23 protein-coding genes are annotated in these 25,552 nt (G+C 60.7%); 13 read left to right on the top strand and 10 right to left on the bottom strand.

Annotated features, from left to right (window positions below; all coding sequences use genetic code 11):
- Positions 1-119: 119 nt before the first annotated feature.
- A complete protein-coding gene (locus ACIPL2_RS22560) occupies positions 120-1,472 on the top strand; it encodes a 3-oxoacyl-ACP reductase (RefSeq protein WP_401359856.1) in 1,353 nt (450 codons plus the stop codon).
- Positions 1,473-1,474: 2 nt separating this feature from the next.
- Positions 1,475-2,329, top strand: a complete 855-nt coding sequence (locus tag ACIPL2_RS22555) for a MaoC family dehydratase (protein WP_401359853.1) — start codon at positions 1,475-1,477, stop codon at positions 2,327-2,329.
- Between the two features lie 620 nt (positions 2,330-2,949).
- On the opposite strand, the gene ACIPL2_RS22550 is transcribed toward ACIPL2_RS22555, so the two are convergent.
- Genes ACIPL2_RS22550 through ACIPL2_RS22535 form a run of 4 tightly spaced genes read right to left on the bottom strand, consistent with a single transcriptional unit; the run spans position 2,950 to position 5,249 of the window.
- Entirely contained in the window at positions 2,950-3,507 is a 558-nt protein-coding gene (locus ACIPL2_RS22550) for a DUF4136 domain-containing protein (protein ID WP_401359850.1), read from the bottom strand.
- A 54-nt stretch (positions 3,508-3,561) separates the two neighbouring features.
- Positions 3,562-4,185, bottom strand: a complete 624-nt coding sequence (locus tag ACIPL2_RS22545) for a DUF4136 domain-containing protein (RefSeq protein WP_401359848.1) — start codon at positions 4,183-4,185, stop codon at positions 3,562-3,564.
- A 12-nt stretch (positions 4,186-4,197) separates the two neighbouring features.
- Positions 4,198-4,947, bottom strand: coding sequence for a methyltransferase domain-containing protein (locus ACIPL2_RS22540; RefSeq protein WP_017336359.1), 750 nt, complete (start codon positions 4,945-4,947; stop codon positions 4,198-4,200).
- Positions 4,947-5,249 carry a MazG-like family protein gene (locus ACIPL2_RS22535; protein ID WP_007951009.1) on the bottom strand — a complete coding sequence of 101 codons (303 nt, stop codon included), beginning with the start codon at positions 5,247-5,249 and terminating at the stop codon, positions 4,947-4,949. Before ACIPL2_RS22535 ends, ACIPL2_RS22540 begins: the two co-directional genes overlap by 1 nt.
- A 272-nt stretch (positions 5,250-5,521) precedes the next feature.
- On the opposite strand from ACIPL2_RS22535, the gene ACIPL2_RS22530 reads away from it, so the two are divergent.
- Positions 5,522-5,815, top strand: a complete 294-nt coding sequence (locus ACIPL2_RS22530; protein WP_059405721.1) for a hypothetical protein — start codon at positions 5,522-5,524, stop codon at positions 5,813-5,815.
- A gap of 69 nt (positions 5,816-5,884) precedes the next feature.
- Entirely contained in the window at positions 5,885-7,234 is a 1,350-nt protein-coding gene (locus ACIPL2_RS22525) for an MATE family efflux transporter (RefSeq protein ID WP_401359844.1), read from the top strand.
- An 8-nt stretch (positions 7,235-7,242) separates the two neighbouring features.
- On the opposite strand, the gene ACIPL2_RS22520 is transcribed toward ACIPL2_RS22525, so the two are convergent.
- From ACIPL2_RS22520 to ACIPL2_RS22495, 6 genes are all read right to left on the bottom strand, one after another.
- Positions 7,243-8,019: a DUF4123 domain-containing protein gene (locus ACIPL2_RS22520; RefSeq protein ID WP_401359842.1), complete on the bottom strand. Its 777-nt coding sequence runs from the start codon at positions 8,017-8,019 to the stop codon at positions 7,243-7,245.
- Entirely contained in the window at positions 8,016-9,332 is a 1,317-nt protein-coding gene (locus ACIPL2_RS22515; protein ID WP_401359840.1) for a type VI secretion system Vgr family protein, read from the bottom strand. Before ACIPL2_RS22515 ends, ACIPL2_RS22520 begins: the two co-directional genes overlap by 4 nt.
- A gap of 234 nt (positions 9,333-9,566) precedes the next feature.
- A complete protein-coding gene (gene speA / locus ACIPL2_RS22510; RefSeq protein WP_401359837.1) occupies positions 9,567-11,480 on the bottom strand; it encodes an arginine decarboxylase in 1,914 nt (637 codons plus the stop codon).
- 213 nt (positions 11,481-11,693) lie between these two features.
- Positions 11,694-12,065: a translation initiation factor Sui1 gene (locus ACIPL2_RS22505; RefSeq protein ID WP_008031278.1), complete on the bottom strand. Its 372-nt coding sequence runs from the start codon at positions 12,063-12,065 to the stop codon at positions 11,694-11,696.
- A 385-nt stretch (positions 12,066-12,450) separates the two neighbouring features.
- Positions 12,451-13,008, bottom strand: coding sequence for an NUDIX hydrolase (locus ACIPL2_RS22500; RefSeq protein ID WP_401359835.1), 558 nt, complete (start codon positions 13,006-13,008; stop codon positions 12,451-12,453).
- Positions 13,009-13,011: 3 nt separating this feature from the next.
- A complete protein-coding gene (locus ACIPL2_RS22495; RefSeq protein ID WP_401359833.1) occupies positions 13,012-14,079 on the bottom strand; it encodes a DUF2333 family protein in 1,068 nt (355 codons plus the stop codon).
- 586 nt (positions 14,080-14,665) lie between these two features.
- On the opposite strand from ACIPL2_RS22495, the gene gcbA reads away from it, so the two are divergent.
- The 9 genes from gcbA (at position 14,666) to prmA (ending at position 25,551) form a co-directional block, all read left to right on the top strand.
- The gene (gene gcbA / locus ACIPL2_RS22490; RefSeq protein WP_401359830.1) at positions 14,666-16,336 is read left to right on the top strand and encodes a diguanylate cyclase GcbA; all 1,671 of its coding nucleotides are present in this window, start codon (positions 14,666-14,668) and stop codon (positions 16,334-16,336) included.
- Positions 16,337-16,388: 52 nt separating this feature from the next.
- Positions 16,389-18,335, top strand: a complete 1,947-nt coding sequence (locus ACIPL2_RS22485) for a methyl-accepting chemotaxis protein (protein ID WP_401359827.1) — start codon at positions 16,389-16,391, stop codon at positions 18,333-18,335.
- A 168-nt stretch (positions 18,336-18,503) separates the two neighbouring features.
- Positions 18,504-20,243: a protein-disulfide reductase DsbD gene (locus ACIPL2_RS22480; RefSeq protein WP_401359825.1), complete on the top strand. Its 1,740-nt coding sequence runs from the start codon at positions 18,504-18,506 to the stop codon at positions 20,241-20,243.
- Between the two features lie 131 nt (positions 20,244-20,374).
- On the top strand, positions 20,375-20,827 hold the full coding sequence (gene aroQ / locus ACIPL2_RS22475; RefSeq protein WP_074873434.1) for a type II 3-dehydroquinate dehydratase: 453 nt from the start codon (positions 20,375-20,377) through the stop codon (positions 20,825-20,827).
- A gap of 48 nt (positions 20,828-20,875) precedes the next feature.
- Positions 20,876-21,337, top strand: coding sequence for an acetyl-CoA carboxylase biotin carboxyl carrier protein (accB, locus tag ACIPL2_RS22470; RefSeq protein WP_401359823.1), 462 nt, complete (start codon positions 20,876-20,878; stop codon positions 21,335-21,337).
- 17 nt (positions 21,338-21,354) lie between these two features.
- Positions 21,355-22,713, top strand: coding sequence for an acetyl-CoA carboxylase biotin carboxylase subunit (accC, locus tag ACIPL2_RS22465; RefSeq protein WP_017336341.1), 1,359 nt, complete (start codon positions 21,355-21,357; stop codon positions 22,711-22,713).
- 157 nt (positions 22,714-22,870) lie between these two features.
- Positions 22,871-23,167, top strand: a complete 297-nt coding sequence (locus ACIPL2_RS22460; protein ID WP_401359820.1) for a helix-turn-helix domain-containing protein — start codon at positions 22,871-22,873, stop codon at positions 23,165-23,167.
- 2 nt (positions 23,168-23,169) lie between these two features.
- Positions 23,170-24,411, top strand: coding sequence for a Fic family protein (locus ACIPL2_RS22455; RefSeq protein WP_401359818.1), 1,242 nt, complete (start codon positions 23,170-23,172; stop codon positions 24,409-24,411).
- Positions 24,412-24,672: 261 nt separating this feature from the next.
- Positions 24,673-25,551 (top strand): 50S ribosomal protein L11 methyltransferase, encoded by an 879-nt coding sequence (gene prmA, locus ACIPL2_RS22450; RefSeq protein WP_401359815.1) that lies wholly within the window; start codon positions 24,673-24,675, stop codon positions 25,549-25,551.
- Position 25,552: the final 1 nt, after the last annotated feature.

The following is a 25,552-nucleotide window of genomic DNA, read 5'->3' as shown; positions in this document are numbered from 1 at the left end:
CGCCTTCGCGAGCAAGCTCTGCTCCTACAGTGATCAAGCGTAGGCCTAATCTCATGGATCGAACGACTGATCGCCATTCGTGGTCCACACTTTGAACCCCAGCTGCTGGAGCGCGTTCCATGTCTGACCGCTATATCGACTTCGCCAATTCGTCCATCGGCCATCGTTTGGTCGGGGCCCTGGGTCTGCCGTCGCCGGTTCGGCTGGAGCGCTGGCAAGCCGGCCGGCTGCGTCCCGTCGAAGGGGCGCTGTTGATCGGCGGCGGTCCGCTGGCGGAGAAAGTCAGCGCTTTCGCCAACCGCCTGACTGATGCGATTTACAGCTACGGCGCCGAGCCTTCACTGGCGACGGCCTGGATTCCCGGCCACGGCCCCAAGCTCAAGGCCGTGGTATTCGACGCCAGCGACCTGGTGCAAACCGATCAGCTCAAACAGCTGCGTGAATTCTTTCAGCCGTTGATGAAAAACCTCGATCACAGCGCGCACCTGGTGATTCTCGGGCGTGCGCCGCAGACCTTGAGCGACCCGTTCGCCGCCAGTGCCCAACGCGCGCTGGAAGGCTTTAGTCGTTCACTGGCCAAGGAACTGCGCAGCGGCGGCACCTTGCAGCTGATCCAGGTCGGCGAAGGTGCCGAGGATCAACTGGAAGGTCCGTTGCGGTTTTTCCTCTCGCCGAAAAGCGCGTTCGTCTCCGGACAAGTGATTCGCCTGGAGGCCTGCGACATCCAAGTGTCGGACTGGACTCGTCCACTGTCCGGCCGCAAGGCACTGGTCACCGGCGCGGCGCGCGGCATCGGCGCCGCCATCGCCGAGACTCTGGCTCGTGATGGTGCCGAGGTCATTCTGCTCGACGTGGCACCGGCCAAGACCGACCTCGAAGCCCTCGCTGCCCGCCTCGGCGGGCGCAGCATCACCCTCGACATCTGCGCCGAAGACGCCGCCGCACAGCTCATCGAACAATTGCCCGACGGCCTCGACATCGTGGTGCACAACGCCGGTATCACTCGGGACAAAACCCTGGCCAACATGACCCCGGAATTCTGGGACGCGGTGCTCGCGGTCAATCTCAACGCACCGCAGGTGTTGACCAAAGCCCTGCTCGACAGCGGCACCTTGAGCGACAACGCTCGAGTGATTCTGCTGGCGTCCATCAGTGGCATCGCCGGCAATCGCGGGCAAACCAATTACGCCGCCAGCAAGGCCGGGCTGATCGGGCTGGCCCAGGCCTGGGCACCGCTGCTCAAGGAGCGCGGCATCAGCATCAATGCGGTCGCGCCGGGGTTCATCGAAACCCAGATGACCGCGCACCTGCCCTTCGGCTTGCGCGAAGCGGGTCGGCGCATGAGTTCGTTGGGCCAGGGCGGCTTGCCGCAAGACGTCGCCGAAGCGGTGGCGTGGCTGGCGCAACCGGGCACCGGCGCGTTCACCGGGCAAGCGCTGCGAGTCTGTGGACAAAGTGTTTTGGGGGCTTAGGCATGATCATCGACTGGCACACACTCAACCGCGAACCGAGCCTGCCGCCGCTGTACGCCAAGGCCGCGACGCGCCGCAAAATCACCGGCACCACTCTTCCCGATTCAGGTTTGCGTTGCTGGATCAACGTTGATCCAAAACGTTTGGCGGCGTATCGCAATGTCTGTGGATTTACCGACAACGGCCTGCTGCCGCCGACTTATCCACACATCCTCGCGTTTGCCTTGCAGATGCAACTGCTCACCGCCAAGGAATTCCCGTTCCCGCTGCTGGGGCTGATCCACTTGAGCAACCGCATCCGCGTGCTGCGCCCCATGGGCGGCGTGAATCGCGCGCGGATCAGCGTGCAGGTGCAAAACCTGCAGCCGCACGCCAAAGGTGCGACGTTCGATCTGGTGACGACGCTCGACGATCAGTTGGGGCCGCTATGGGAAGCGCAAAGCCGGATGTTGTGCCGCGGGGTAAAACTCGACGGCGAACCCATCGAAGAAGTGCTGGCCTCGACACTGGCCATGACCGAAGTCGCCCGCTGGGAAGCGCCGTCAGACATCGGCCGGCAATACGCCAAAGTGTCCGGCGACTACAACCCGATTCACCTGAGCGCCGCCAGCGCAAAACTCTTCGGATTCCCGACGGCCATCGCCCATGGACTGTGGAATAAGGCGCGCACACTGGCGGCACTGGCCGAGCACCTGCCGACAGCCAATGTCGAGATTGAAGTGCAATTTCGCAAGCCGGTGCGGTTGCCGAGCGAAGTGACGTTAATGGCCAGTGCGGCAGGGTCCAGTGGGGATTTGCAGCTGGTGGGTGCGGGCGATATTGAACATATGGTTGGGCATTGGCGGCCGGTTGCCTGAGTGTTTGGCGGGGGGGATTTTTGGCGCCTGTCAGGGCGCCTTCGCGAGCAAGCCCGCTCCCACATTTTGAGTGGTGTGTATCAGTGAGGGATGGGTAGGATCGAAGGCCGTCATCGCGAGCAGGCTCGCTCCCACAGTTTGAGTGGTGTAAATGTGAGGATTTGGTCGGTTTGAAGGACGCCTTCGCGGGCGAGCCTCGCTCCTACAGAAATCAAAAGCAGAGCGGCGTTCGCTTCTGCTTCTCACCACTCATCAGGCCGAGCGTTAGCTCGCCTTCAGCTTTTGATCTTGATCCACCCGCCCCTTCGGCAGGCTGAGTGGAGGTGTTCATCCGGGGAGTGGCGCGCAGCGCCGTTCGACGCAGTCGAACACGCTGCATGTAGGTCGTCGCGAAGCAGACCGGAGGGCAGTGTCCCCGGATGGATACCGGAACGAAGGAACGCCGAGCCTAAGCGAGGGGCCGGACGCTCGGGGCGAGCCTTTTTTTGCTTACTTTTTTTTGGCGTTTGAAAAAAAAGTGAGTCGCCGTAAGGGCGAAACCCTAAGCAGCCGTTACCGCAGCAACGGATATACACACAAATCAACCAAGAACTTGGTCGGCTTTCAGGCCGCCAAACCACCTACCGGGGAGGATAGTTAGCCAATATCCGCCCGACCGTTTCGCGAATGGCCGTACTGCGATCAGACGGGTTCGTCGTGCGGCTGAGCATCTGCTCATCACTGCCTCGCCACACCAGCTTGCCATCCTTGCCATCAAGCAAATCAATCTGAATAGTCGCCACCTTGTAGCTGACATTACGGGTTTCGTTATACATCGGCGCGCCCCAATAACCGTTCCATGGATTACCCCAACCGCCGCCATAGTTGGTGGTCACTTGCTGCTGGCGCTCTTCGACGATCAGGTAGGTCTGCACGCTCAAGTCACCTCGGGTGCCAGCAGCGGCAGGACGCAAGCCGCGCTGCTCGAGCTGATCGGCAACCGATTGACGGACGCGCTGTTCAGTCAGGTCGCTTTCGATCCGTGGGTCATCGGGGCGATATTGCAGAGCGGGCTCTTTCCAACTCCAGCTGCGATAAGCGGCAAAATCGCGGCTGGCATCATAATCATGATTCACCTGGTTGGCCGCGCAAGCACTGAGCAGCACAGCCACAGCCAGTAAAGCGAGACGGCGGAACATGATTGTTCTCCGATAGAAGACATGAACCTGCGCAATGCTTCTTAACGACAGAAGCTAATTAGGAGGATACGCCGACATTGCCTTTTCTACAGCCTTCCTGATCGCATCGGCGCGTTCGCTTTGACTGCCGCGATTGCTGGTTTCGGCGCTGGCGCTCCACACTGGTTGCCCAGTGCCGGCATCGAACATATCCACCCGCACCACCACGACCTGCTCCTGATAAGTGCGAACAATCGGCACCGTGTTGTACAGGCCATAACCGCTGCCATAACGGTTGTAACCACCATAACCGCCATAACCACCGCCGTAGTAACCGTAGTCGTCCTGAACCTGGCGCAGGCGGGTTTCCAGATGCAGATCGGCGCTGACAAACAGGTCCGCCGGACGATTGTCATGCAGCGGGCGCAAGCCGCGTTGATCAAGGGCATTACTGACCGCTTCGGCGACCTGCGCCGAATCCGCCCACGCCGTGCCCGGCGGCAACTGCCCGTCGAGCCAGGCCCAGCTGCGATAGCGTGCATAGTCACGCGGCGGTGCCGGATACGCGCTGCGATCGAAGGTGTTGGCCGCGTGAGGCGGCGCCGGTGGTATAGGGTTGGAGGTCGCCACATAAGGGTTGCTGCCCTGACAGGCCGCCAACCCCAGACAGATCACCAGTAACCCTGAACGAGTTTTCATTTCGCGCTCCGATCAGACCGGCCGACAGATCCAGTGCAAGTAGCGCCCAAGCCCGGCAAAACTTGGGTGTCGACGGTGGGCGAGTTCCATTTCGAGCAAGTCCACCAGCTCGGCGCGGGCCTGGAACTCCACCGGCATGTAGTCGTGAAAAACCCGCACCCCGCTCTGAGTTTCGACCTGCCACAGGCCTTCAAGTTGCGCCGCCAGTTCTCGTGGATCGAGGGGCTGTTGCGGGGTCAGGCTCTGCTTCTCGCCGGCCATGTCATTCTTGCGCATCTTGCGGAAGTGGCCCTTGAGCAGGTTGCGGTAGATCAGCGCGTCGCGGTTGTAGAACGCCAGGGACAACCAGCCGTCTTGTTTAGTGAGCTGATGCAAAACCGGCAGGATCGCGTGGGGTTCGGCGAGCCATTCCAGCACGGCGTGGCACAGCACCAGGTCGTAAGGTTCGGTGAGCTGACCGAGCAGATCCTGCCACGGCGCCTGAATGAACGTGGCCGTCTGCCCGGCGTCGGCGAAGCGCTGGCGGGCGCCCTCAAGCATCGGCTCGGCAGGTTCGGCCAGTGTGACGTCATGACCGCGCTGGGCCAGCCACAATGACATGTGGCCAAGGCCGGCGCCGATGTCGAGTACGCGCAGCGGTCGGTCCGGCAGGGTTTCGGCCAGATCGGCCTGAAGCACCGCCAGACGGATCGCGCCTTTGGCACCGCCGTAGATTTTTTCGGCGAAACGGGTCGCCAGTTGATCGAAATGACGGTCGCTCATCAGCTGAACCGCCGTTCGCTGTCCGCGAGTTTGCTGCGCACCACTTCATTCATGTCCAACCCCAACTCACTGCACAGGAGCAATAGATAAAGCACGATGTCACCGACTTCCTGCCCGGCGTGAGCAAGTTTGTCCGCCGGCAACTGACGTGACTGGTCTTCGGTCAGCCACTGGAAGATCTCCACCAGCTCGGACATTTCCACGCTGGCGGCCATGGCCAGGTTTTTCGGGCTGTGAAATTGCCGCCAGTCATTGCGGTCACGGATGGCGTGCAGGCGTTCGGTCAGTTCAACAAGGTTCATCGGGCTCTCCTGAAGGCGTATAGCTTCGGGGGGATGGCCGGGGATGGCAAGCTTCTCCTGTAGGAGCGAGCTTGCTCGCGATGGACGTCAACGATAATGCGTGCATCCTGGATAAAACGTGTGCTCTAGAGTTCTTCGCGAGCAAGCTCGCTCCTGCAGGGTTCATCAACGGGCGGGAATCTTTGCGCCATACTCAAACGCTCCTGGTATCAGGGAACTCGACATCGCGATAATGGCCCAATCGCCATCACACTCATCAGGACGATCCTCACATGCAGGTAGAAAGCTTTTTCGAATGGCTCGGCCAAGCGCTCGGTTCGGTCATCCGGTTCATCGTTGATGGCCTCAGTGGCTTGTTCAATCTGCTCAGCCATGCGGGCAGCAACTTTGTCGAAGGGATGTCCCGTGCACTGGGCATGGACACGTCGATCATCAACATCATCGCGTTGATCCTGGGGTTGATGCTGTTGTGGTCGGCGATTCGGGCGTTCATGAATGCATCGATCATCATGGGGATTATCTGGTTGCTGCTGGGCCTTTGGCTGTTGAGCTGGATTATTCACTGACACCACAAATCCCTGTGGGAGCGGCATTGCAGATGTGTCGCTACAATGCCCGCTCCCCAAGGAGCCTGCATGTCCAACCTGATTGCCGACTGGCGCGACCGACCGACTCATCGTCGGGTCTGGGCGCTGGCCGCGCCGATGATTCTCTCGAACATTTCCGTACCGCTGGTGGCGCTGGTCGACAGCACCGTCATCGGTCACCTGCCCCACGCCCATCAGTTGGGCGCCGTCGCGGTCGGGGCCAGTCTGTATACGTTTCTGGCCTGGGCGATGGGTTTTCTGCGCATGGGTTCCACCGGGTTCGCCGCCCAGGCGGCCGGGCGCGGGGACGGTGCGGCGCTGCGGCAGATTTTGCTGCAAGGCCTGTTACTGGCCATGGGCCTGGCCGTGGTGTTGGGAGCGCTGGGGGTGCCATTGAGCGGCGTCGCGCTGCACTTCATGCAACCCTCGGCAGAGCTGGATCAGCTGACCCGCGAATTCTTCCACACCCGGCTGTTCGGCCTGCCGGCCGCATTGGCCAGTTACGCATTGGTCGGCTGGTTCCTCGGCACGCAGAACGCCCGGGCGCCGCTGGCGATTCTGCTGAGCACCAATCTGGTCAATATCGCGCTGAACCTGTGGTTCGTCCTCGGTCTGGAATGGGGCGTGGTCGGCGCCGCCCGGGCCTCGGTGATCGCCGAATGGACCGGCGCCCTGATCGGCCTGCTGATGACCCGCAAGGCCCTGCGCGCTTACCCCGGCCACATCGCCTGGGCCGCGCTGGCCGTGTGGCAGAGCTGGCGACCGCTGTTGGCGGTCAACCGCGACATCTTCATCCGCAGCCTGGCGCTGCAATCGGTATTTTTCCTGATCACCGTGCAGGGCGCGCGGCTGGGTGATGCCACCGTCGCCGCCAATGCGCTGCTGCTCAACGGCCTGCTGCTGACCGCGCACGCCCTCGATGGACTCGCCCACGCCGTGGAAGCGTTGTGCGGGCATGCCATCGGCGCGCGCAACCGGGAGGCGCTGCGCCGCTCATTGGTGGTGGCTTGCGGCTGGTCGTTGCTGGCGAGCCTGGGCTTTGCCGTGTTGTTCCTGTTCGCCGGGCATCTGTTCATCGAGATGCAGACCGACATTCAAAGCGTGCGCTACACCGCGTTCATCTACCTGCCATACCTCGCCGCACTGCCGTTGATTGCGGTCTGGAGTTACCTGCTCGACGGGTTGTTCATCGGCGCCACCCGCGCCCGGGAAATGCGCAACGGCATGCTGCTGACGGTGGTTCTGCTGCTGCCGTTCGCCTGGGCGCTGCAAGGTTTTGGCAACCATGGACTGTGGATAACGTTCTTGTTGTTCATGTTGCTGCGCAGCCTGACCCTGGGCGCATTCGCCTGGTTTCTACGCAAGAACGACGGCTGGTTCGCCGGACGAGCCCACTGAACTCGCCTTCAGGCTTGACCGTTCTGCCACGCATCGCGTAGCCCATCGAGACGCTCCTGCTGGGTGGCGCCCATCAACGGTTGCACCAACACAGCGCCGGGGTGCTGCAAGCGTAGCCATAACCAGTCGTCGAGCACCGGGCGTTCGCTGAAGTCCAGCGCCAGCCCTTCCTGCACATGGGACCATAGGGTGATGTAGTCGGTCGCGGTGGATAGGCTCCAACGCCAGGTGTGTTGCTCCAGCAGGCATGTTTGCAGTTTTTCCCGTTGGCCAGGGCTGAGACTTTCTTCGACGCCTAACGGATTGACGACAAGCCCCGGATTGAGCAACTGCTGCCAGCACTCACTGCCGATCGCGCGGTCGGCCCAGGTCCCGCCAAACCAGCGCAGCTGACTGATAGGCCCGAGCCAGCGGCTCAGTTCCCGGGCATCGCAGGCATCAAAAAAGTAACTGGCGGTGTGTGGGTTGTAGTAACTCAACAAGGCCCGGTGATGCAGGCCGAAACTGACCGTGAGCATGCGGCGCAAATGCGCCAGCAACTGTGATGACGACGCCTCGCTGAGCAGCAGCAAGCCACGCCAGATGTGCGCTTCGCTGTGGCATAAACCGGTCAACGCAGGGCATGTCCGCAGGTCGACGAGGATTGGCCCGTGTTCGCGCAATGCATGCAGCTCCGTGCCGTCGAACAACCAGAACCACCGAGCCTGCATCTGTTGCAGCAGCGCACCCGCCTGCGGTGCACCCGGCACATCCAGCAATAGCCATTGCGGGCGCCCGGCGATCATGCCGCACCGCTCCGGCCAAATTCCATCGCCACCCGGCAGGTGCAGAGCGCTTGCGTGCAATGGCTGAAACTGCCGCCACCGGGCATCAGACACAGCAGCATCAAGGGCTCACCCGAGCGCAGCCATTGCGACAGGCCCTCGACAACCTGGACCGCCTCGGTCGCGGGCACCTCAGCCTTTTCGACAGGCGTCGAATGATGAAGAACGCCGCTGATCAGCGGTCGATCCGGATCACCCTCGACAAAACTCACCACCACCTCGGTCCCTTCATTCAACGGCGAAACGCTTGCCCCCGTGAGTTCTGCGGCCAACGGCAGCCAGCAGTGGCTGGGTACCGCGCCCTCGCCCTGATAGAGCCAGTCAAACTGCACAGCCACCAGTCTGGACGGATCGGGGCTCGATTCATCGATGTCCACCACCCAGGCCCGTTGCAGGCTGTGCATCCTCGGTTTCAGCGCAGGTTGTGGCGTGACGAAAGGCGCCTCCCAGTGGATGGCACGAATCTGGTTGCGGTAGGGAGTGCCCGGTTCCTGGTTACCCTGATGTTCGACGTGGGTCAGCAGCCAGAGATGATTCCACTCGGTCAACGGATGGCCGGACAAGCGCATCAGCCGACCACTGCGCAGTGTCGTCAGGTCCGTGTGACCTTCGGCACTTTGCGCCGCTGCATCGGCGCAGCCCTGAAGCAAAAACTGACGCACCGCCGGTTGCTCGCCTTCGATCTGGAATAGCGCATTTTCACCCTGGCGAAAATTCCCCTGCCCTGCACCAAAGACCACACAGTGCCCGCGAGCGCCGTGTTCGAAGTGGTAGTGAATGTTCTCTTCGGCGCACAGGCGCTGGAGAAATTGCAGGTCCGATTCCCGGTATTGCGTACAGAAATCTCGGGGTGGGTAATCGCCACTCAACTCAAAGCGCCGCGCCTGGCCGGCAATGCCGTGTTCCCTGAGCACCTGGTCGAGGATGTGTGGCACTGAACGGGCGCTGAAAATTCGCTGGCTGAAACGCTGGGAAAGGCACGTCAACCTGGGGCCCAGCCGCACGTGGCAGAGCCGGGCTGTCGGGCCATGATCGCGCTGAACGAGTTCATGCAATTGTCCGTGGAAACCGTTCCCCTCTGGCCCAATATGCAAAAAGGCCGAACGGTACAGCAGGCTCGCAAGGTCGAGTGCCGGGTCTTTGATCAACAGATCGACGTCGAACACGAACGGCTCGCTGATGGCTTCTCTCCCGGTAAAGGCCAGGACCTCAAAGGCGTCGGGCAGACCTGCTACATCCAGACGAAATGAAGGCTCGTTGACTGGATCGAACATCGGCGATTCTCTACAGGAGGGGCGGCCGGGGATTCTCGCTGAGAGACATGGCCGAGTAGAGTGCCGAAGTACAACTTAGGAAATGGCCTACGTGAAAAGAAGACCATATGGCTTGGATAGCCGGGCGTGTGGGAAGTATCGCGTGGAAAGAGAGAGCCACCGCACCAGGTCATCTGAAATTTCCGCAGACGTGCGGAACATTTTCAGACAACCTGATGACAGTGACGACTTACCTCAAGAAGACAGGTAAGACGAACGGGTCAGGCCCAGACGCAGGGCGTCGAGGAACTGGGTGCGCTCGGCAGCCGTGATGCGGGCGCTGGCGCACTTGTCGCGGTAGTGGGTCATCAGCTCTTCTGGCGACAAGTGCACGTAACGCAGCATGTCTTCGATGGTGTCGTGGGTTTCGATACCCGCGTGGTACACGCTGCCGTCGGCATTCTGGTAGATGTTCACCGAGTCGGTGTCACCGAACAGGTTGTGCATGTCGCCGAGAATTTCCTGGTAAGCGCCGACCAGGAAGATCCCCAGCAGGTAGTCTTCACCCTCGTTCAGCGCGTGCACGGGCAAACTGGTCTCGATGCTCTGCTCGTCGACGTATTGCTTGATCTTGCCGTCGGAGTCGCAGGTCAGATCCTGCAGCACCGCACGACGCAGCGGCTCTTCGTCGAGACGGTGCAGCGGCAGGATCGGCAGGACCTGGCCGATGGCCCAGGTGTCTGGCAGGCTCTGGAACACCGAGAAGTTGCAGATGTACTTGTCGGCGAGCTTGTCGTTGAGTTCGTCGAGCACCTGGCGATGGGAACGCTGACGGGCTTTCAACGAGTTGTGCAGGCGACGGCACACGGCGAAATAGCATTGCTCGGCCAGGGCTTTCTCGGCCAGGGTCAGCTTGCCATCGGCGTACTGGGTGGCCACGTCGCTCATGTAGTGCGTGGCGCGCCAGTAGGTTTCGGTGACCATCTCGATGTCGGTCGGACCCAGCAGGTCCACCAGCCACTGTACGGTTTCCGGCAGCGCTTCCTTGTTCTCGATCTGCGGCACGTCGTCGTTGTGCTTCTCGACGTCGGTCACTTGCACCACCAGCATGGCGTGGTGCGCGGTCAGGGAGCGGCCGCTCTCGGAGAAGATGTTCGGGTGCGGCAGGCTCTGCGCGTCGCAGAATTCCTTGAGCATCCCGACCACGACACCGGCGTAATCGTCCATGTCGTAGTTGATCGAGCTGGCGTTACGCGAGTGGGTACCGTCGTAGTCGACGCCCAAACCGCCACCGACGTCGATGTGGTCCACCGGCAGGCCGAGGTTGCGCAGTTCGCCGTAGTAACGAATCGCTTCCTTGAAGCCGTGCTGGTAGTCCGCCAGGTTGGCGATCTGCGAGCCCATGTGGAAGTGCAGCAGGCGAATGCCCTGATCCAGGCCCGCCGCGCGGAAACGCTCGACCACCGAGAGCAATTGCGCCGCCGACAGACCGAACTTGGATTTCTCACCGCCCGTGTCAGCCCACTTGGACGAGGCCAGGGACGACAGACGCACGCGCAGGCCAACCTGTGGCTTGACCTTCAGCGACGCCGCTTCTTCGATCACCAGCTCAACTTCGGATTCTTTCTCGATCACGATGAACACGTTGTGACCGAGCTTCTGGCCCATCAGCGCCAGACGGATGAACTCGCGGTCCTTGTAACCGTTACAGACGATGGTGCCGCCCTTCGGCGCCAGGGCCAGCACGGCCAGCAGCTCAGGCTTGGAGCCGGCTTCCAGACCGATGGACACGTTCTGAGTGGCGATGATGTTTTCGATCACCGCTTCTTGCTGGTTCACTTTGATCGGGTACAGCGCGGTGTACTTGCTCTGGTATTCCAGACGCTCAATGTTAGCGTCGAACGCGCCGGTCAGCTGACGCACGCGGTCTTGCAGGATATCCGGGAAACGCACCAACAGTGGCAAGGACAAGCCGCTCTTGCGCAGCTGGTCGACTTGCTCGAAGAGATCGATAGGCGAACTGGTCGGACCGTTCGGGCGAACTTCGACGCGACCGGCGTCATTGATCGCGAAATACCCGGCCCCCCAATGGCGAATCCCGTAGACACTGCGGCTGTCCGCAACGGTCCATTGGCTGCCATCGTCTTTACGTGTGCGTCGTACGGACATCGAAGTCCCCTATAAAGAAGTCATAGTGCGTCGCCTGAGTTCAGGCCGGCGCAGTCTAAAGAATGAAAATGACGGTTCGTCAACGAGGGATAGACCTCGCCGACCGCAGTGAGTTTAGAAACCAGTCAGAACAGGCTCTGTGAAAACCATGTAGGCGACGCCAGGCCTGCTGTCAGGACTGGATCAAGCCGAGGGTGGTTTTCACAGAGGCTGCTAGCCGCCGGACTTCTTCGCTTTGAAACCGAGTTTGATCAGCTCGCCCAAGAGTAGCTCGACATGATCGCCCTGGATTTCAATGATTCCGTCTTTCAACGCTCCACCAGTGCCGCACCGTTTCTTCAACGTGGTGGCCAGGTCCTTGAGCGCGTCTTCGGCCAACGGCACGCCGGTGATGGTGGTCACCGTCTTGCCGCCACGGCCCTTGCTTTCGCGACGCACGCGAGCGATGCCGTCGCCGGCCGGGATAACGGTCTGTTTGCAGATACAGGCGTCCACCGGTTTACTGCAATCCGGGCAATGACGACCTGCGTCGGTGGAAAATACCAGGCCACCAAGGGCGGCGAAGGATGCGGCTTTTTTGGCCACCGGCAATCCTCTTGGGAGGACAAAGACTGGTCGCGGCACCTGGGCAGGTGCCATCGACCGCGAAGCCCCACTCAGGCAGGGGCAGCGCTACTGAAACGGTACAACCTTGTCGCGATGGACTTCAACGAAAACGCGCGGCATCAGGCTGCACGTGTCGTCTCTACATCTTTCGCGAGCAAGCTCGCTCCTACACGGTTCATTCTGTAGGAGCGAGCTTGCTCGCGAAGAACGCCATGACGACGCGTTCATGCTGAACGCACGCGTTATCGTTAACGTCCATCGCGAGCAAGCTCGCTCCTACAGAACAGCAATGCCGGTTCAGTTTGAAAAGGTCGCGCAGTGTAACGGCAAAAAGCCGACTTGCTAAGAGCCAATCAGCGCCAATTTATGCCTCTTTTGCGACGTCCTGACCACGAAACCGAAGATAGCGCTTCAACGCAGCCAAAGAGTCCGGGCAGTAAGGCTTTTGCTGGATTTCCTGCATGACCTGATCAATGGCGATAAAGCGTGCTTCGAGCACTTCCTCCGGTTGCAGGATCAACGGACCGTCCCACACCGCCGAAAACGCCGAACACCACAGCCGGTTGCCGGTGTCTTCAAAGAAAAAGTGGTCGTGAGCGGTCAGTTCCACGCCGCTCACCCCCAACTCTTCTTCCAGCTCCCGGGCCGCCGATTCCGCGTAGGTTTCAGTGGCCAGCACCATGCCTCCCGCCGCCACGTCCCAATACCCCGGATAGATCGCCTTGCTCAGGGTGCGCCGATGCACACACAGCTCACCGGCGGAATTGAACAGCATTATATAAGTGCCCCGCCCGATCAGCCCGCGCTCACGCAGGTCGGCACGGACCAGGGCGCCGAGCAGGTTGTCCTGCTCGTCGACCCAGGCGATCTGTTCGGCATCCGACGCCGCGCGATGGGCGGCTTCCCTCGCGTTATCGACCATGACTCAGCCCTGATTGAGCAGTTGACGCAAATCGATCACCGCGGCGTTGGCCCGGGAGATGTAATTGGCCATGACCAGCGAGTGGTTGGCCAGCACGCCGAAACCGCTGCCGTTGAGGATCATCGGGCTCCACACCGGTTCTTGCGACGCTTCCAGTTCACGAATGATCTGGCGCACGCTGACCGTGGCGTTCTTCTTGGCCAGTACATCGGCGAAGTCGACTTCGATGGCGCGCAGCAGGTGAGACAAGGCCCAGGCCTGACCGCGAGCTTCGTAGAACACATTGTCGATTTGCATCCACGGGGTTTCGACGATTTCTTCGTCAACCTGCGGCACCTGCCCCGGAGCAACAACTTCGGTTTTCAGCGCGGTGTTGAGCTTGACCCGGCCAACACTGGCCGACAACCGCTGCGACAGCGAACCCAGACGGGTGCCGACATCGCCCAGCCAGTTGTTCAGGTTGTCAGCGCGGGCGAAGAACAGCGCGCTCTTCTGGTTCGGATCGGACAGGCGCGTCTGATAACGACTCAGGGAATTGATGCCTTCCTGATACTCGGACTCACTGGACGGCAGCACCCAGCTTTTATTGTCAAAGTTGAAACGCGGCTCGGCCTTGGCCAGGTCGGCGTCTTCGGTGGACTGCGACTGGGAACGGGCGAAGTCTTTACGCAAGGCACGGCTCAAATCGCGAACCTGGACCAGCACGCCATATTCCCAGCTCGGCGTATTGTCCATCCACAGGCCCGGCGGGAAACGGTCGTTGGAAATATAGCCACCGGGTTTGGTCAGCAACGTACCGGCAACGGTCTTGAGGGTTTCGACCGTGGTGTAGCCGATGACCATCTGCTTGCCTTCTTTCTCGGCAGCCAGTTGGGCATTTTGCTGAACCGGGAACAGCGCAGGCTCCTGGCTCCAGTACCAGCCCAAGGCAATCGCTACCAGCAGATAAAGGCCGATCAGAGTGGCCAGCGCCCGGCTGAACAACAGGCCGCCAACATAACTGCGGGTGGCCGACTTCGGTTCGGCGGCACGTTCAGGCGCGCTGCCCGCGCGGTTCTTCCAGTCCAGCATGGCGATATCCTTTCAATCACTTGAGTTCATCGGTTCGACCACAACCATACAACAACGTGCCTTTGGCCGGCACCCGTCGTTGGGTTTATCCCGAAAAATCATGACTGAACCCGCGGTAACCGTTGCCGATGAATTCAAGCGACAACGCCGATGAGGCTCATTGAAATCTGCTGCATTTCGTGAAGCGTCAATAGCGGTGCGGCGGTTAGGTATGCCAAAGACTTCAGCAAGTCAGTCGGCGACTAACGTCTTGACGCCATGATGCTGCCAACGGCCTATAGGGGAATCCCTGACCCCTACCCGCCAAAAATCCCGCCCCAATCACACCCGCGAAAAATCAAAAATCCCTGACAGACGAGACCCGAAACTCACCCTGCCGTTTCCTTGAAATGACGCAGGTAGCTTCCGAAGCCCAAGCCCACCGGGCCTCCGCAGCGTGATAACGACACAATTCAGACCACTCGGTCAGAAACTGAATCGCATCGCTTTGCAGATTATTGACGTACGACACTCATCCAATACAAAAGAGGTGCTAGCATAGAGCCACCAGTCGACCTCAGCATGCACCCTAACTAGTAGTCAGGATATGACCGAGCCAGAAGACCCCAGCCGTGAGCGCCTCAAGCACCACTTTGCCCAGCGGGTAATTCATCAGGCACGTCAAATTCTTGAGATCTGGCAACGCCTGCAACGCAGTGAGTGGTCCACCACCGACCTATCGGAACTGAGCGAGGCCAACCTGCGCCTGCTGCGTTTCGCCGAGCGCTTCGAACAACCGGAACACTCCCAACTGGCGCGCCACATCGGCCAATCGCTGGAGGCTGTCGACGCCAATCGCGGACGCCTGAGCAGCGGATTGATCACTGACCTCAATCGCTTGATGCAGCGCCTGTCGCGCACCGGCTTGCGTCATGGCGACCAGTTCGAGCAAACCTTTCTGCCGCCGCTGCGCAAACCGATCTATGTGATGCTGCAGGATCACGAGCGCGCCGAGCGCCTGGCCAAGCAACTGGAATTCTTCGGGCTCAGTGCCCAGTCCCTGGACAGCGTATCGGCGTTTCGCTCCTCAATGGTCGAGCGTTTGCCTGCGGCGATTGTCATGGACGTGGATTTCAGTGGCACCGGTATCGGCCTGAAACTGGCTGCCGAAGCCCAGGTCGGCCTGGATGAGCCTTTGCCGTTGCTGTTTTTCAGCCTGCACGAAACCGACACCCCGACCCGTCTCGCCGCCGTGCGTGCCGGTGGCCAGGAATTCTTGACCGGCACTCTCGAAGCCTCGAGCCTGCTGGAGAAGATCGAAGTCCTGACCTGCGTCGCCCAGTACGAACCCTATAAAGTGCTGATCATCGACGACTCCCGCGCCCAGGCGCTGCACACCGAGCGCCTGCTGAACAGCGCCGGGATCGTCACCCGAACCTTGATCGAGCCGATTCAGGCGATGGCCGAGCTGGCGGATTTCCAGCCGGACCTGATCATTCTCGACATGTACATGCCGGCCTGCACCGGTACCGAACTGGCCAAGGTGATCCGCCATAACGATCGTTATGTCAGCGTGCCGATCATTTACCTGTCGGCCGAAGACGACCTGGACAAGCAACTCGACGCCATGAGCGAGGGCGGCGACGACTTCCTGACCAAACCGATCAAGCCGCGCCACCTGATCACCACCGTGCGCAACCGCGCGGCACGGGCACGCAATCTCAAGGCTCGGATGGTTCGCGACAGCCTCACAGGGCTGTACAACCACACGCACATCCTGCAATTGCTCGAAGACTGCAGCTTCCGCGCTCGCCGCGAAGACAAGCCGCTGAGCTTTGCGATGCTCGACATCGACCATTTCAAACGGGTCAACGACAGCCACGGCCACCCCATGGGCGACCGGGTGATCAAGAGCCTGGCGCTGTTCCTCAAGCAACGGCTGCGCAAGACCGACTTCATTGGCCGCTACGGCGGCGAAGAGTTCGCCATCGTCATGCCGGACACCGATCTCGAATCGGCCTACAAAGTCCTGGATGAAATCCGTCAGCGCTTTGCCGAGATTCACTACCCTGCCCAGCCCCAGGATTTATGGTGCACGTTCAGCGCCGGGGTGGTCGAGCTGTGCGAAAACACCGACGGCTTGATGATGGCCAGCCAGGCAGACGAAGCGCTGTACCGCGCCAAGCACGCCGGACGCAATCGCGTACAAGCCGCGCGGACGTCAAAGCAAAGTGCCACTTTTTCATCGGAAACGACCCTTTCGGTCATAACCCTGTAACACAAACGCAATAACTTCAGGCGCTTACCATTCTGCCGTTGGTAGACCCGCGATGCGCCTGAAGCTGCTGACCAATCTCAATACCCTCCTTTTAGTCGCCGTCTGCGTAGCCCTCGGCGCGACCCTCTGGTGGTCGCAAAAGGCCCTGGAACGTCCGTATCTGTTGATGGAGCGTTACCTGGGTTTGTCCCAACAATTCCAAAACGAAGTCGCGCGCAACATCGAGGATTACCTCGCCAGCGGCGATGCCCTGCGCCTGAGCAGCGCCAGCCAGGCCATCGACAGCCTGCAAAAGGAACTCGGTGAATTTCCGCCGGCATTGGCCGAAACCCTGCGCCCGAGCCTGACCAACCTCGACGAATTCAGCAAAACCGACCTGCTGGCCGCCGGCAAACTCGCGGGCGACCCGCAAGCATTGCTACTGCAAGCCGAGCGGGAGCTGGGCGCCAGCCTCGATCAGCTCAGCCAATACGCCAGCACCAACGCGGCCTACCTGACGCCATTGCTCGCCGCGTCGCAGCACCTGGGCAAATTGTCCCTGGCCCGGGACAAATTGGTCAGCAGCGGTCGCAGCGAACTGGCGGCCGATGTCGAGCGCGAAGTCAGCAACATCCGCGCCCAGGCTGGACTTCTGGACGCCTTGCCGTTGCTGGGCGTGACCAGCAGCAGTGAATCGAGCACCGATGATTTCGCCGCGATGATGGGCCTGGAGAACACTGAAAAAGCCGCCGCCGAAGATGCGGGTGTCGGCCTCAAGCGCGAACTCAACAGCCTCCTCACCCGCTACCCGGCCGAGTTGACGCGCACCCGCGATCAGATTCAGAAACGCGCCGACCTCAGCGCCGCGACTCACCTGAAAATCACCGCCGTGCAGCAGGCCATCGCCGGGCTGGAACCGGTGGTTCGCGCCCAGCACGGGCAGATCCAGAGCGAAGTACGGCTGATGCAAGGGCTGATGATCGGCCTGATTCTATTGATCGCGCTGCTCATTGACACCCTGCAACGACGCCTCGCCAGAACCTTGACCAACCTGGCACCTGCGCTCTCGACCTGGGCCGAAGGCGACTTCAGCCGGGACATTGAATTGGGCAAGACCAATCGCGAACTGCATGACATTCAAGCCTCGCTGAACCGCTTGCGTGCCTATCTGGTGGACCTGGTGGGGACCATTCGCCTCAACGCCGAGCAGGTCGCCGGCAGCAGCCGCACCCTGGCCGAATTGAGCAACGACTTGCACAGCGGCGCCGAACATCAGGCCGGCGACACCGCACTGATCCGCGATTCCCTCGGCGAGCTGGAAGCAACCATCCAGCAAGTCGCCGGTGATGCCAGCCAGGCCGCCGATGCCAGTCGCCATGCCGGGCTGGCGGTGGAGCATGGACAGAAAGTCATCGGCCTGAGCCTGACCGGCCTGCATGCGCTGGTGGGCGAAGTGCAAGGCAATGCGCAGATGATCGAGCATCTGGCTGAGGAGTCGGCGACCATTGGTGGTGTGTTGACGGTGATTCGTTCGATTGCCGACCAGACCAACCTGCTGGCCCTGAACGCGGCCATCGAAGCGGCCCGCGCCGGGGAAATGGGCCGGGGGTTCGCGGTGGTGGCCGAGGAAGTTCGCTCACTGGCACAACGCACCGCCGGCGCCACGGCGGAAATCCAGACGCTGATCGCCGGCCTGCAAACCGCCGCTCGGCAATCGGTGGAAGGCATGCGCGCCCAGGTCGAACATGCCGAGGCCACCGCCAACCAGGCGCAAGCGGCGGACGGCGCGCTGGATAAAATCGTCGGCGCGATCCAGACCATTTCCGACACCGCCGTGCGCATCGCCGATGTCACCGCCCAACAGAGCGGCGCTGTCAGCGAAATCCGCGATCACAGTGAGCGGATTCACCAATTGGGCGGGGATAACCTGCTGCGCATTGGCCAGGGGCGTGAGCAAGGGGAGAATCTGCTTGTGCTCGGCGGACGACTGCACACAGCCGTCCAGGCCTTCCGCGTCTGATAAATCGCCACAACCCTGTAGGAGCGAGGCTTGCCCGCGAACCAGGCGACGCGGTCTTTCAGACAAACCGCGTCATCGTTCTTCGCGGGCAGCCTCGCTCCTACAGGGTCGGGGCAATCCGTGTGACTGTCCGCTATCATGCCCTCACTTTCGATACGCGAGATTGTCATGCGCCGTTTGCTTTGCCTGCTGCTTTTAATGCTCGCCCTGCCGGCCAGCGCCGCCGGGTTGCTGGAGAGTCGGCCCAGTACCACCCTTGGCTCGATCAACAACAGCGCTGACTTCCTGCCGGTGCGCGAAGCCTTTCAGCTGAGCCTGGTCGAGAGCACGCCGCAATCGATCAAGCTGCGTTTCGTCGCGACCGAGGGTTACTACCTCTATCGCCATCGCTTTCAATTTCGCGCCGACCCCGTCGATGTCAGCCTGGGCGCGGCGCAACTGCCCAAGGGTGAACAGAAGCACGACGAGTACTTCGGCGACGTCGAGGTTTACCACGGCATTCTCGATGTCGAACTGCCGCGCACTGATCAACGCGCCTTCACCCTCGCGGTGACGTATCAGGGCTGCGCGGACAAAGGCCTGTGCTATCCGCCCGAGACCGAACGCCTGAGCATCGATGGCACCGGCAGCGCCACCACCAGTTGGGGCTGGCGCGAACTCGCACTGTTCTTCCTCGCCGGTATCGGCCTGACGTTCACCCCTTGCGTACTGCCGATGCTGCCAATCCTGTCCGGCGTGGTATTGCGCGGCCAGGTGGGTGGTTGGCGCGGTTTCAATCTGTCCCTGGCTTACGTGCTGCCGATGGCCGTTTGCTTCGCCCTGCTCGGGGCGTTGATGGGCATGTTCGGTGCGCAGCTCAATCTTCAGGCGCGGCTGCAATCGGCGTGGGTGCTGGTGCCGTTCGCGTTGTTTTTTGCGGTGTTTGCCCTGGCGATGTTCGGCGTTTTCGAACTCAAGCTGCCGCACGCCATCAGCAGTCGGCTGGACCGCATCGCCGGCCGCACCGAAGGCGGTTCCTTGTGGGGCGCGGCCGTACTGGGCGTGGTGTCCAGCCTGCTGGTTTCGCCGTGCGTCTCGGCACCGTTGGCCGGCGCGTTGCTGTACATCAGCGCCAGCGGTGATGCGCTGGGCGGCGGTTTGAAACTGTTCATGCTCGGCCTAGGCATGGGCGCACCGTTGTTGCTGGTGGCCACCGGTGGCGCTGCCTGGCTGCCGAAAAGCGGGCCGTGGCTGATCTATGTGAAAAACGCGATTGGCGTGTTGTTGCTGGGGCTGGCGATCGGTCTGCTCAGTCGAGTCATGCCGGGCCAGATCACCTTGCTGCTGATCGGCTTGCTGTCCGGCGGCGTCGGGTTGTTCATGGGCGCACTGGAGTTCGTCTACAAACCGCCGCGAAAACGCCTGGGGCAATTGCTCGGGATGTTCCTGCTGTTTTACGCGCTGGCCTGCTGGTATGGCGCGTTCAGTGGCCAGACCGATCCGCTGAATCCCATTGGCCAGCCACGCATCGTCACGAGCAGCGAACCACCGCAAGACAGCAGCAACTGGAAAACAATCACCACGCCGGCCGAGCTGGATCGTGTCCTCGCTGACGCCAAATCCTCAGCCAAACCGCTGCTGCTCGACTGGTATGCCGACTGGTGCATCAGCTGCAAAGTCATCGAACATGAGGTGCTCAACGATGCCAAGGTCGTCGAGCGTCTCAAAGGCTATCGATTGATCCGCTTCGACATCACCGCCAGCAACGCCGAGCAACGCGCCCTGCTCGATCGCTACAAACTGTTCGGCCCCCCGGCGCTGATGTTTTTCGGCAAGGACGGCGTCGAACGTGCAGATGTGCGGGTGATCGGCGAGATCAACGCCAGGGACTTCGCCGAACGTGTTGCGAAAGCAAATGACCGGATTTAATCACTCGGTCATATATTTCGCGCAAACATCGGCCATCGTGCTGGCTATTGCATAGAACTGGACAGTCACAAAGGCTTTGCGGCATAGTCGCCGGGTTCTGACAATTGCACACAGATAACAAGGAACAGCAGATGGCGACGCTACTGGTTCTGCACGGACCCAACCTGAACATGCTCGGCACCCGTGAGCCGGGCACCTATGGCGCCACGACACTGGCGCAGATCAACCAGGACCTGGAACGCCGTGCCCGTGAAGCCGGCCACCACTTGCTGCACCTGCAAAGCAACGCCGAATACGAATTGATCGACCGCATCCACGCTGCCAGCAGCGAAGGTGTGGACTTCATTCTGATCAACCCAGCAGCTTTTACGCACACAAGTGTCGCATTACGTGACGCGCTGCTGGCGGTGAGCATCCCATTCATCGAAGTGCATTTGTCTAACGTGCACAAACGCGAACCTTTCCGCCATCACTCTTACTTCTCCGACGTTGCGGTGGGAGTGATCTGCGGCCTTGGCGCCAGCGGTTACCGACTGGCCTTGGAGGCCGCGCTAGAACAGCTTGAAACACAGGCAACGACTTGAACTACAAGCGTTAAACGCCCCTGACCGACCCTTGGGAGTTGATGATTCATGGATATCCGTAAAGTTAAGAAACTGATCGAATTGCTGGAAGAGTCCGGCATCGACGAGCTCGAGATCAAGGAAGGCGAAGAGTCCGTACGTATCAGTCGTCACAGCAAGACCCCGGCCCAGCAGTACTACGCACCGGCGCCAATGCATGCGCCGGCGCCCGCGCCTGTTGCGGCTGCCCCGGTGGCTGCTGCCGCCCCTGCTGCTCCGGCCGCGCCAGCGCTGAACGGCACCGTTGCCCGTTCGCCGATGGTCGGTACGTTCTATCGCAAATCCTCGCCGTCCTCGCCGTCCTTCGTTGAAGTGGGCCAGACCGTGAAGAAAGGCGACACCCTGTGCATCGTTGAAGCGATGAAGATGATGAACCACATCGAAGCTGAAACCAGCGGTGTGATCGAATCCATCCTCGTCGAAGACGGCCAGCCGGTTGAGTACGACCAACCGCTGTTCACCATCGTTTGAACCGCGGAGAGACTTTGATGACTGCGAAGTTGGAAAAAGTTCTGATCGCCAACCGCGGTGAGATTGCCCTGCGCATCCTGCGCGCCTGCAAAGAGATGGGCATCAAGACCGTCGCCGTTTACTCAAAGGCTGACAAAGAGCTGATGCACCTGGGCCTGGCAGACGAATCCGTCTGCATCGGTCCGGCCTCGGCCGCCCACTCTTACCTGCACATTCCGGCAATCATCGCGGCCGCTGAAGTGACTGGCGCTACCGCCATTCACCCCGGCTACGGTTTCCTTGCGGAAAACGCCGACTTCGCCGAACAGGTGGAAAATTCCGGCTTCGCGTTCATCGGCCCGAAAGCCGACACCATTCGCCTGATGGGCGACAAGGTATCGGCCAAGCACGCCATGATCGCTGCAGGCGTTCCAACCGTTCCGGGTTCCGACGGCCCGCTGCCTGAAGACGAAGAAACCGCGCTGCGCATCGGTCGCGAAGTCGGTTACCCGGTGATCATCAAAGCCGCTGGCGGCGGTGGTGGTCGTGGCATGCGCGTTGTGCATAAAGAAGAAGACCTGATCTCCTCGGCGAAACTGACCCGCTCCGAAGCAGGCGCGGCGTTCGGCAACCCGATGGTCTACCTGGAAAAATTCCTGACCAACCCACGTCACGTGGAAGTCCAGGTGCTTTCCGATGGCCAGGGTCACGCGATCCATCTGGGCGACCGCGATTGCTCGCTGCAACGTCGTCACCAGAAGGTTCTCGAAGAAGCGCCGGCACCGGGCATCGACGAGAAAGCCCGCGCCGAAGTCCTCGCTCGCTGCGTCAAGGCGTGCATCGACATCAACTACCGTGGCGCAGGCACTTTCGAGTTTCTGTACGAGAACGGCGCGTTCTATTTCATCGAAATGAACACCCGCGTTCAGGTTGAGCACCCGGTTTCGGAAATGGTCACTGGCATCGACATCGTCAAGGAGATGCTCAGCATCGCCGCTGGCAACAAGCTGTCGTACACCCAGGAAGACGTCGTCATCCGCGGTCACGCACTTGAATGCCGGATCAACGCCGAAGACCCGAAAACCTTCATGCCAAGCCCAGGCACGGTCAAGCATTTCCACGCGCCAGGCGGCAACGGCGTTCGCGTCGATTCGCACCTGTACAGCGGTTATGCCGTTCCGCCGAACTACGACTCGTTGATCGGCAAGCTGATCACCTACGGCGCAACCCGTGACGAAGCCCTGGCGCGCATGCGCAATGCGCTGGACGAAATCGTTGTCGACGGGATCAAGACCAACATCCCGCTGCACCGCGACCTGGTCCGCGACGAAGGCTTCTGCAAAGGTGGAATCAACATCCACTACCTGGAACACAAGCTGGCTGGCGACAAGCACTAAGCTTTAGCCCGATCAACAAAGCCGCCTTCGGGCGGCTTTGTTGTTTCTGGAGATTTCATCCATTCCCTGCGGGGCTTAACTGACAGGCATCAGCCTGTCCGGGCTGTCTATAATCGAGCTCCAAATCAGCGCAACGCCGACGAACCAGAGCCCGCCCATGCCTGAAAAGCTACCCATCAATCTCAACGACCTCCTGCGCCAGCGTACCGTCGAGGGTGAGCGGATCGAATACAAAACAGGCTGGAATCCTGACCCGATTATTCGCACGCTCTGCGCCTTCGCCAACGACTTTGAAAATCTGGGCGGTGGCTATGTGGTGATTGGGCAGGATTGTGATGCCAACGGCCAGCCTGTTTTCCCGCCACAGGGACTTGACGAGAAGGTGCTAGACAAGGTCCAACTCGAATTGCTCGCGGCTGCCAATCCATTCAGCCCGCCTACTTTCCAGTGCTGAGCGTGCAAGAGGTCGAAGGCCGCAAGTTGATCGTACTGTGGGCACCAGGCGGGCAAAATCGCCCCTATAAAGCCCCGGCCGCAGTGACGGCAAAACATAGACGCCTGCACTACTACATCCGTCGCTACAGCAGCACAGTGGAAGCCAAGGGTGAAACCGAGCAAGAACTTTTGAGCCTGGCTGCCAAGGTACCTTTCGATGATCGCTTCAATCTGGGAGCTCGCGTCAGTGATCTCTCCAAACCTCTGATGCATAGCTTTCTGCAAGAAGTGGGCAGTGCTCTGGCTGAGGATGCGACGGACCTGCCTATCGAGGCGCTGGGGCGGAAAATGAATGTCGTGGGCGGACCGGCCGAGTCGCCGTGGCCCAAGAATGTGGGCTTGATGTTCTTTAGTTCGGCCCCTGAGCGGTTCTTCCCAGGCACACAGATTGATGTGCTGTGGTTTCCCGAGGGTGCTGGCGGTGATCGCTTTGATGAAAAGATCTTCAAAGGCCCACTCGCAACCATAACCCGCGAATCACTGGCCTATATACAGCGCAATTACCTGCATGAAACAGTGATCAAACACGCAGATCGCGCTGAGGCTACACGGATCTGGAACTTCCCATTCGCTGCAATTGAAGAGGCGCTGGTGAACGCCGTGTATCACCGTTCCTATGAGGAACGCGACCCCATTGAGGTCCGTATCAGTCAAGACGAGTTGGTCATTCTGAGTTTCCCGGGGCCTGACCGCTCGATTCGAATGGAGGATCTGCGGATAGGCCGCGCTGTGAGCCGTCGATATCGTAACCGGCGAATTGGCGAGTTCCTGAAAGAACTGGACCTGACCGAAGGCCGTTCGACGGGCATCCCCAAAATCCTCAAGGTCATGGCACTCAATGGCTCACCGGCACCGCTGTTTGAGACCGACGAAGAGCGGATTTCGTACGTCGTACGGCTTCCCGCACACCCTCAATCACAGAGCGCAGGGGTAAACAGCGGGGAAGTCACCATGGAAGTCACCATGGAAGTCGCTGCATTGCTGAAGGTCGTTGATGGCGACATGAGCCGGCAAGAACTCCAGACCGCCATGGGCCTGAAAAACGCGGATCACTTCCGCAAGGCTTACATACTGCCAGCCATCGCTGCCGGAGCCCTTGAAATGACGCTTCCCGGACAACCTAACAGCCGCCTGCAACGCTACCGTCTGACGAGCAGAGGACATCAATGGCTCACCGCCAACAATGCAAGGGGCCAGCATTAAGTTGTAATCCAGACCAACAAAGCCGCCCGAAGGCGGCTTTGTTGTTTCTGGACATTTCATATCATCCGCCCTCCTGTAGGAGCGAGGCTTGCCCGCGAAGAACGATGACGCGACCTACCAGAGGCACCGCGTCGACTGGTTCGCGGGCAAGCCTCGCTCCCACGAAGAGCACGCAGTCGTCTTCTGCGCCGCGCTCGCGTAAACTTGCGCGCTTCTCGCAGCCCGCTAGGCTGCAATCAATATTTTTCAAAGGTGCCCGCCATGCCTTGGCTGCAAGTCCGTCTCGCCATCAGCCCAGAACAAGCCGAAACCTACGAAGACGCTTTCCTTGAAGTGGGCGCCGTGTCGGTGACCTTTATGGACGCTGAGGATCAGCCGATCTTCGAACCTGAACTCAATACCACCCCGCTGTGGTCGCACACGCACCTGTTGGCGCTGTTCGAAGGTGGCACCGAGCCCGCCAGCGTGCTGGCCCACCTTGAGTTGTTGACCGGCAGCCCGTTGCCCGAGCATCACAGCGAAATCATCGAAGACCAGGATTGGGAACGCAGCTGGATGGACGGTTTCCAGCCGATGCGTTTCGGCCAGCGCCTGTGGATCGTTCCGAGCTGGCATGCCGCGCCTGAACCTGACGCGGTGAACCTGCTGCTGGATCCGGGCCTGGCGTTCGGTACCGGCACGCACCCGACCACCGCGCTGTGCCTGGAATGGCTCGACGGCCAGGACCTGAAGGATTGCAACGTCCTGGACTTCGGTTGCGGCTCGGGGATCCTAGCGATTGCTGCCCTGCTGCTGGGTGCCAAGCAAGCCGTCGGCACCGACATCGACGTGCAGGCGCTGGAAGCGTCCCGGGACAACGCCGGGCGCAATAACATTGCCGAAGAACGCTTTCCGCTGTACCTGCCGGAAGATCTGCCGCAAGTTCAAGCCGACGTATTGGTCGCCAATATTCTGGCCGGCCCACTGGTTTCCCTGGCACCGCAATTGTCCAGCCTGGTAAAGCCGGGCGGCCGTCTGGCGCTGTCGGGCATCCTTGCCGAGCAAGGTGAAGACGTCGCCAAGGCCTACGCTCAAGACTTCGATCTGGACCCGATCGCCAATCGCGATGGCTGGGTGCGCATCACTGGCCGTCGGCGCTAGA

The organism is Pseudomonas sp. NPDC086251 (assembly GCF_044746405.1).
In the GTDB taxonomy this organism is placed as follows: Bacteria; Pseudomonadota; Gammaproteobacteria; order Pseudomonadales; family Pseudomonadaceae; genus Aquipseudomonas.
Note: the sequence above shows the minus strand (reverse complement) of the source record. Positions and strands in the feature narration are given on the sequence as shown.

Coding starts and splice junctions, on each gene's coding strand:
- ACIPL2_RS22560 (WP_401359856.1), top strand. CDS start 120: ATGTCTGACCGCTATATCGACTTCGCCAATTCGTCCATCGGCCATCGT.
- ACIPL2_RS22555 (WP_401359853.1), top strand. CDS start 1,475: ATGATCATCGACTGGCACACACTCAACCGCGAACCGAGCCTGCCGCCG.
- ACIPL2_RS22550 (WP_401359850.1), bottom strand. CDS start 3,507: ATGTTCCGCCGTCTCGCTTTACTGGCTGTGGCTGTGCTGCTCAGTGCT.
- ACIPL2_RS22545 (WP_401359848.1), bottom strand. CDS start 4,185: ATGAAAACTCGTTCAGGGTTACTGGTGATCTGTCTGGGGTTGGCGGCC.
- ACIPL2_RS22540 (WP_017336359.1), bottom strand. CDS start 4,947: ATGAGCGACCGTCATTTCGATCAACTGGCGACCCGTTTCGCCGAAAAA.
- ACIPL2_RS22535 (WP_007951009.1), bottom strand. CDS start 5,249: ATGAACCTTGTTGAACTGACCGAACGCCTGCACGCCATCCGTGACCGC.
- ACIPL2_RS22530 (WP_059405721.1), top strand. CDS start 5,522: ATGCAGGTAGAAAGCTTTTTCGAATGGCTCGGCCAAGCGCTCGGTTCG.
- ACIPL2_RS22525 (WP_401359844.1), top strand. CDS start 5,885: ATGTCCAACCTGATTGCCGACTGGCGCGACCGACCGACTCATCGTCGG.
- ACIPL2_RS22520 (WP_401359842.1), bottom strand. CDS start 8,019: ATGATCGCCGGGCGCCCGCAATGGCTATTGCTGGATGTGCCGGGTGCA.
- ACIPL2_RS22515 (WP_401359840.1), bottom strand. CDS start 9,332: ATGTTCGATCCAGTCAACGAGCCTTCATTTCGTCTGGATGTAGCAGGT.
- speA (WP_401359837.1), bottom strand. CDS start 11,480: ATGTCCGTACGACGCACACGTAAAGACGATGGCAGCCAATGGACCGTT.
- ACIPL2_RS22500 (WP_401359835.1), bottom strand. CDS start 13,008: ATGGTCGATAACGCGAGGGAAGCCGCCCATCGCGCGGCGTCGGATGCC.
- ACIPL2_RS22495 (WP_401359833.1), bottom strand. CDS start 14,079: ATGCTGGACTGGAAGAACCGCGCGGGCAGCGCGCCTGAACGTGCCGCC.
- gcbA (WP_401359830.1), top strand. CDS start 14,666: ATGACCGAGCCAGAAGACCCCAGCCGTGAGCGCCTCAAGCACCACTTT.
- ACIPL2_RS22485 (WP_401359827.1), top strand. CDS start 16,389: ATGCGCCTGAAGCTGCTGACCAATCTCAATACCCTCCTTTTAGTCGCC.
- ACIPL2_RS22480 (WP_401359825.1), top strand. CDS start 18,504: ATGCGCCGTTTGCTTTGCCTGCTGCTTTTAATGCTCGCCCTGCCGGCC.
- aroQ (WP_074873434.1), top strand. CDS start 20,375: ATGGCGACGCTACTGGTTCTGCACGGACCCAACCTGAACATGCTCGGC.
- accB (WP_401359823.1), top strand. CDS start 20,876: ATGGATATCCGTAAAGTTAAGAAACTGATCGAATTGCTGGAAGAGTCC.
- accC (WP_017336341.1), top strand. CDS start 21,355: ATGACTGCGAAGTTGGAAAAAGTTCTGATCGCCAACCGCGGTGAGATT.
- ACIPL2_RS22460 (WP_401359820.1), top strand. CDS start 22,871: ATGCCTGAAAAGCTACCCATCAATCTCAACGACCTCCTGCGCCAGCGT.
- prmA (WP_401359815.1), top strand. CDS start 24,673: ATGCCTTGGCTGCAAGTCCGTCTCGCCATCAGCCCAGAACAAGCCGAA.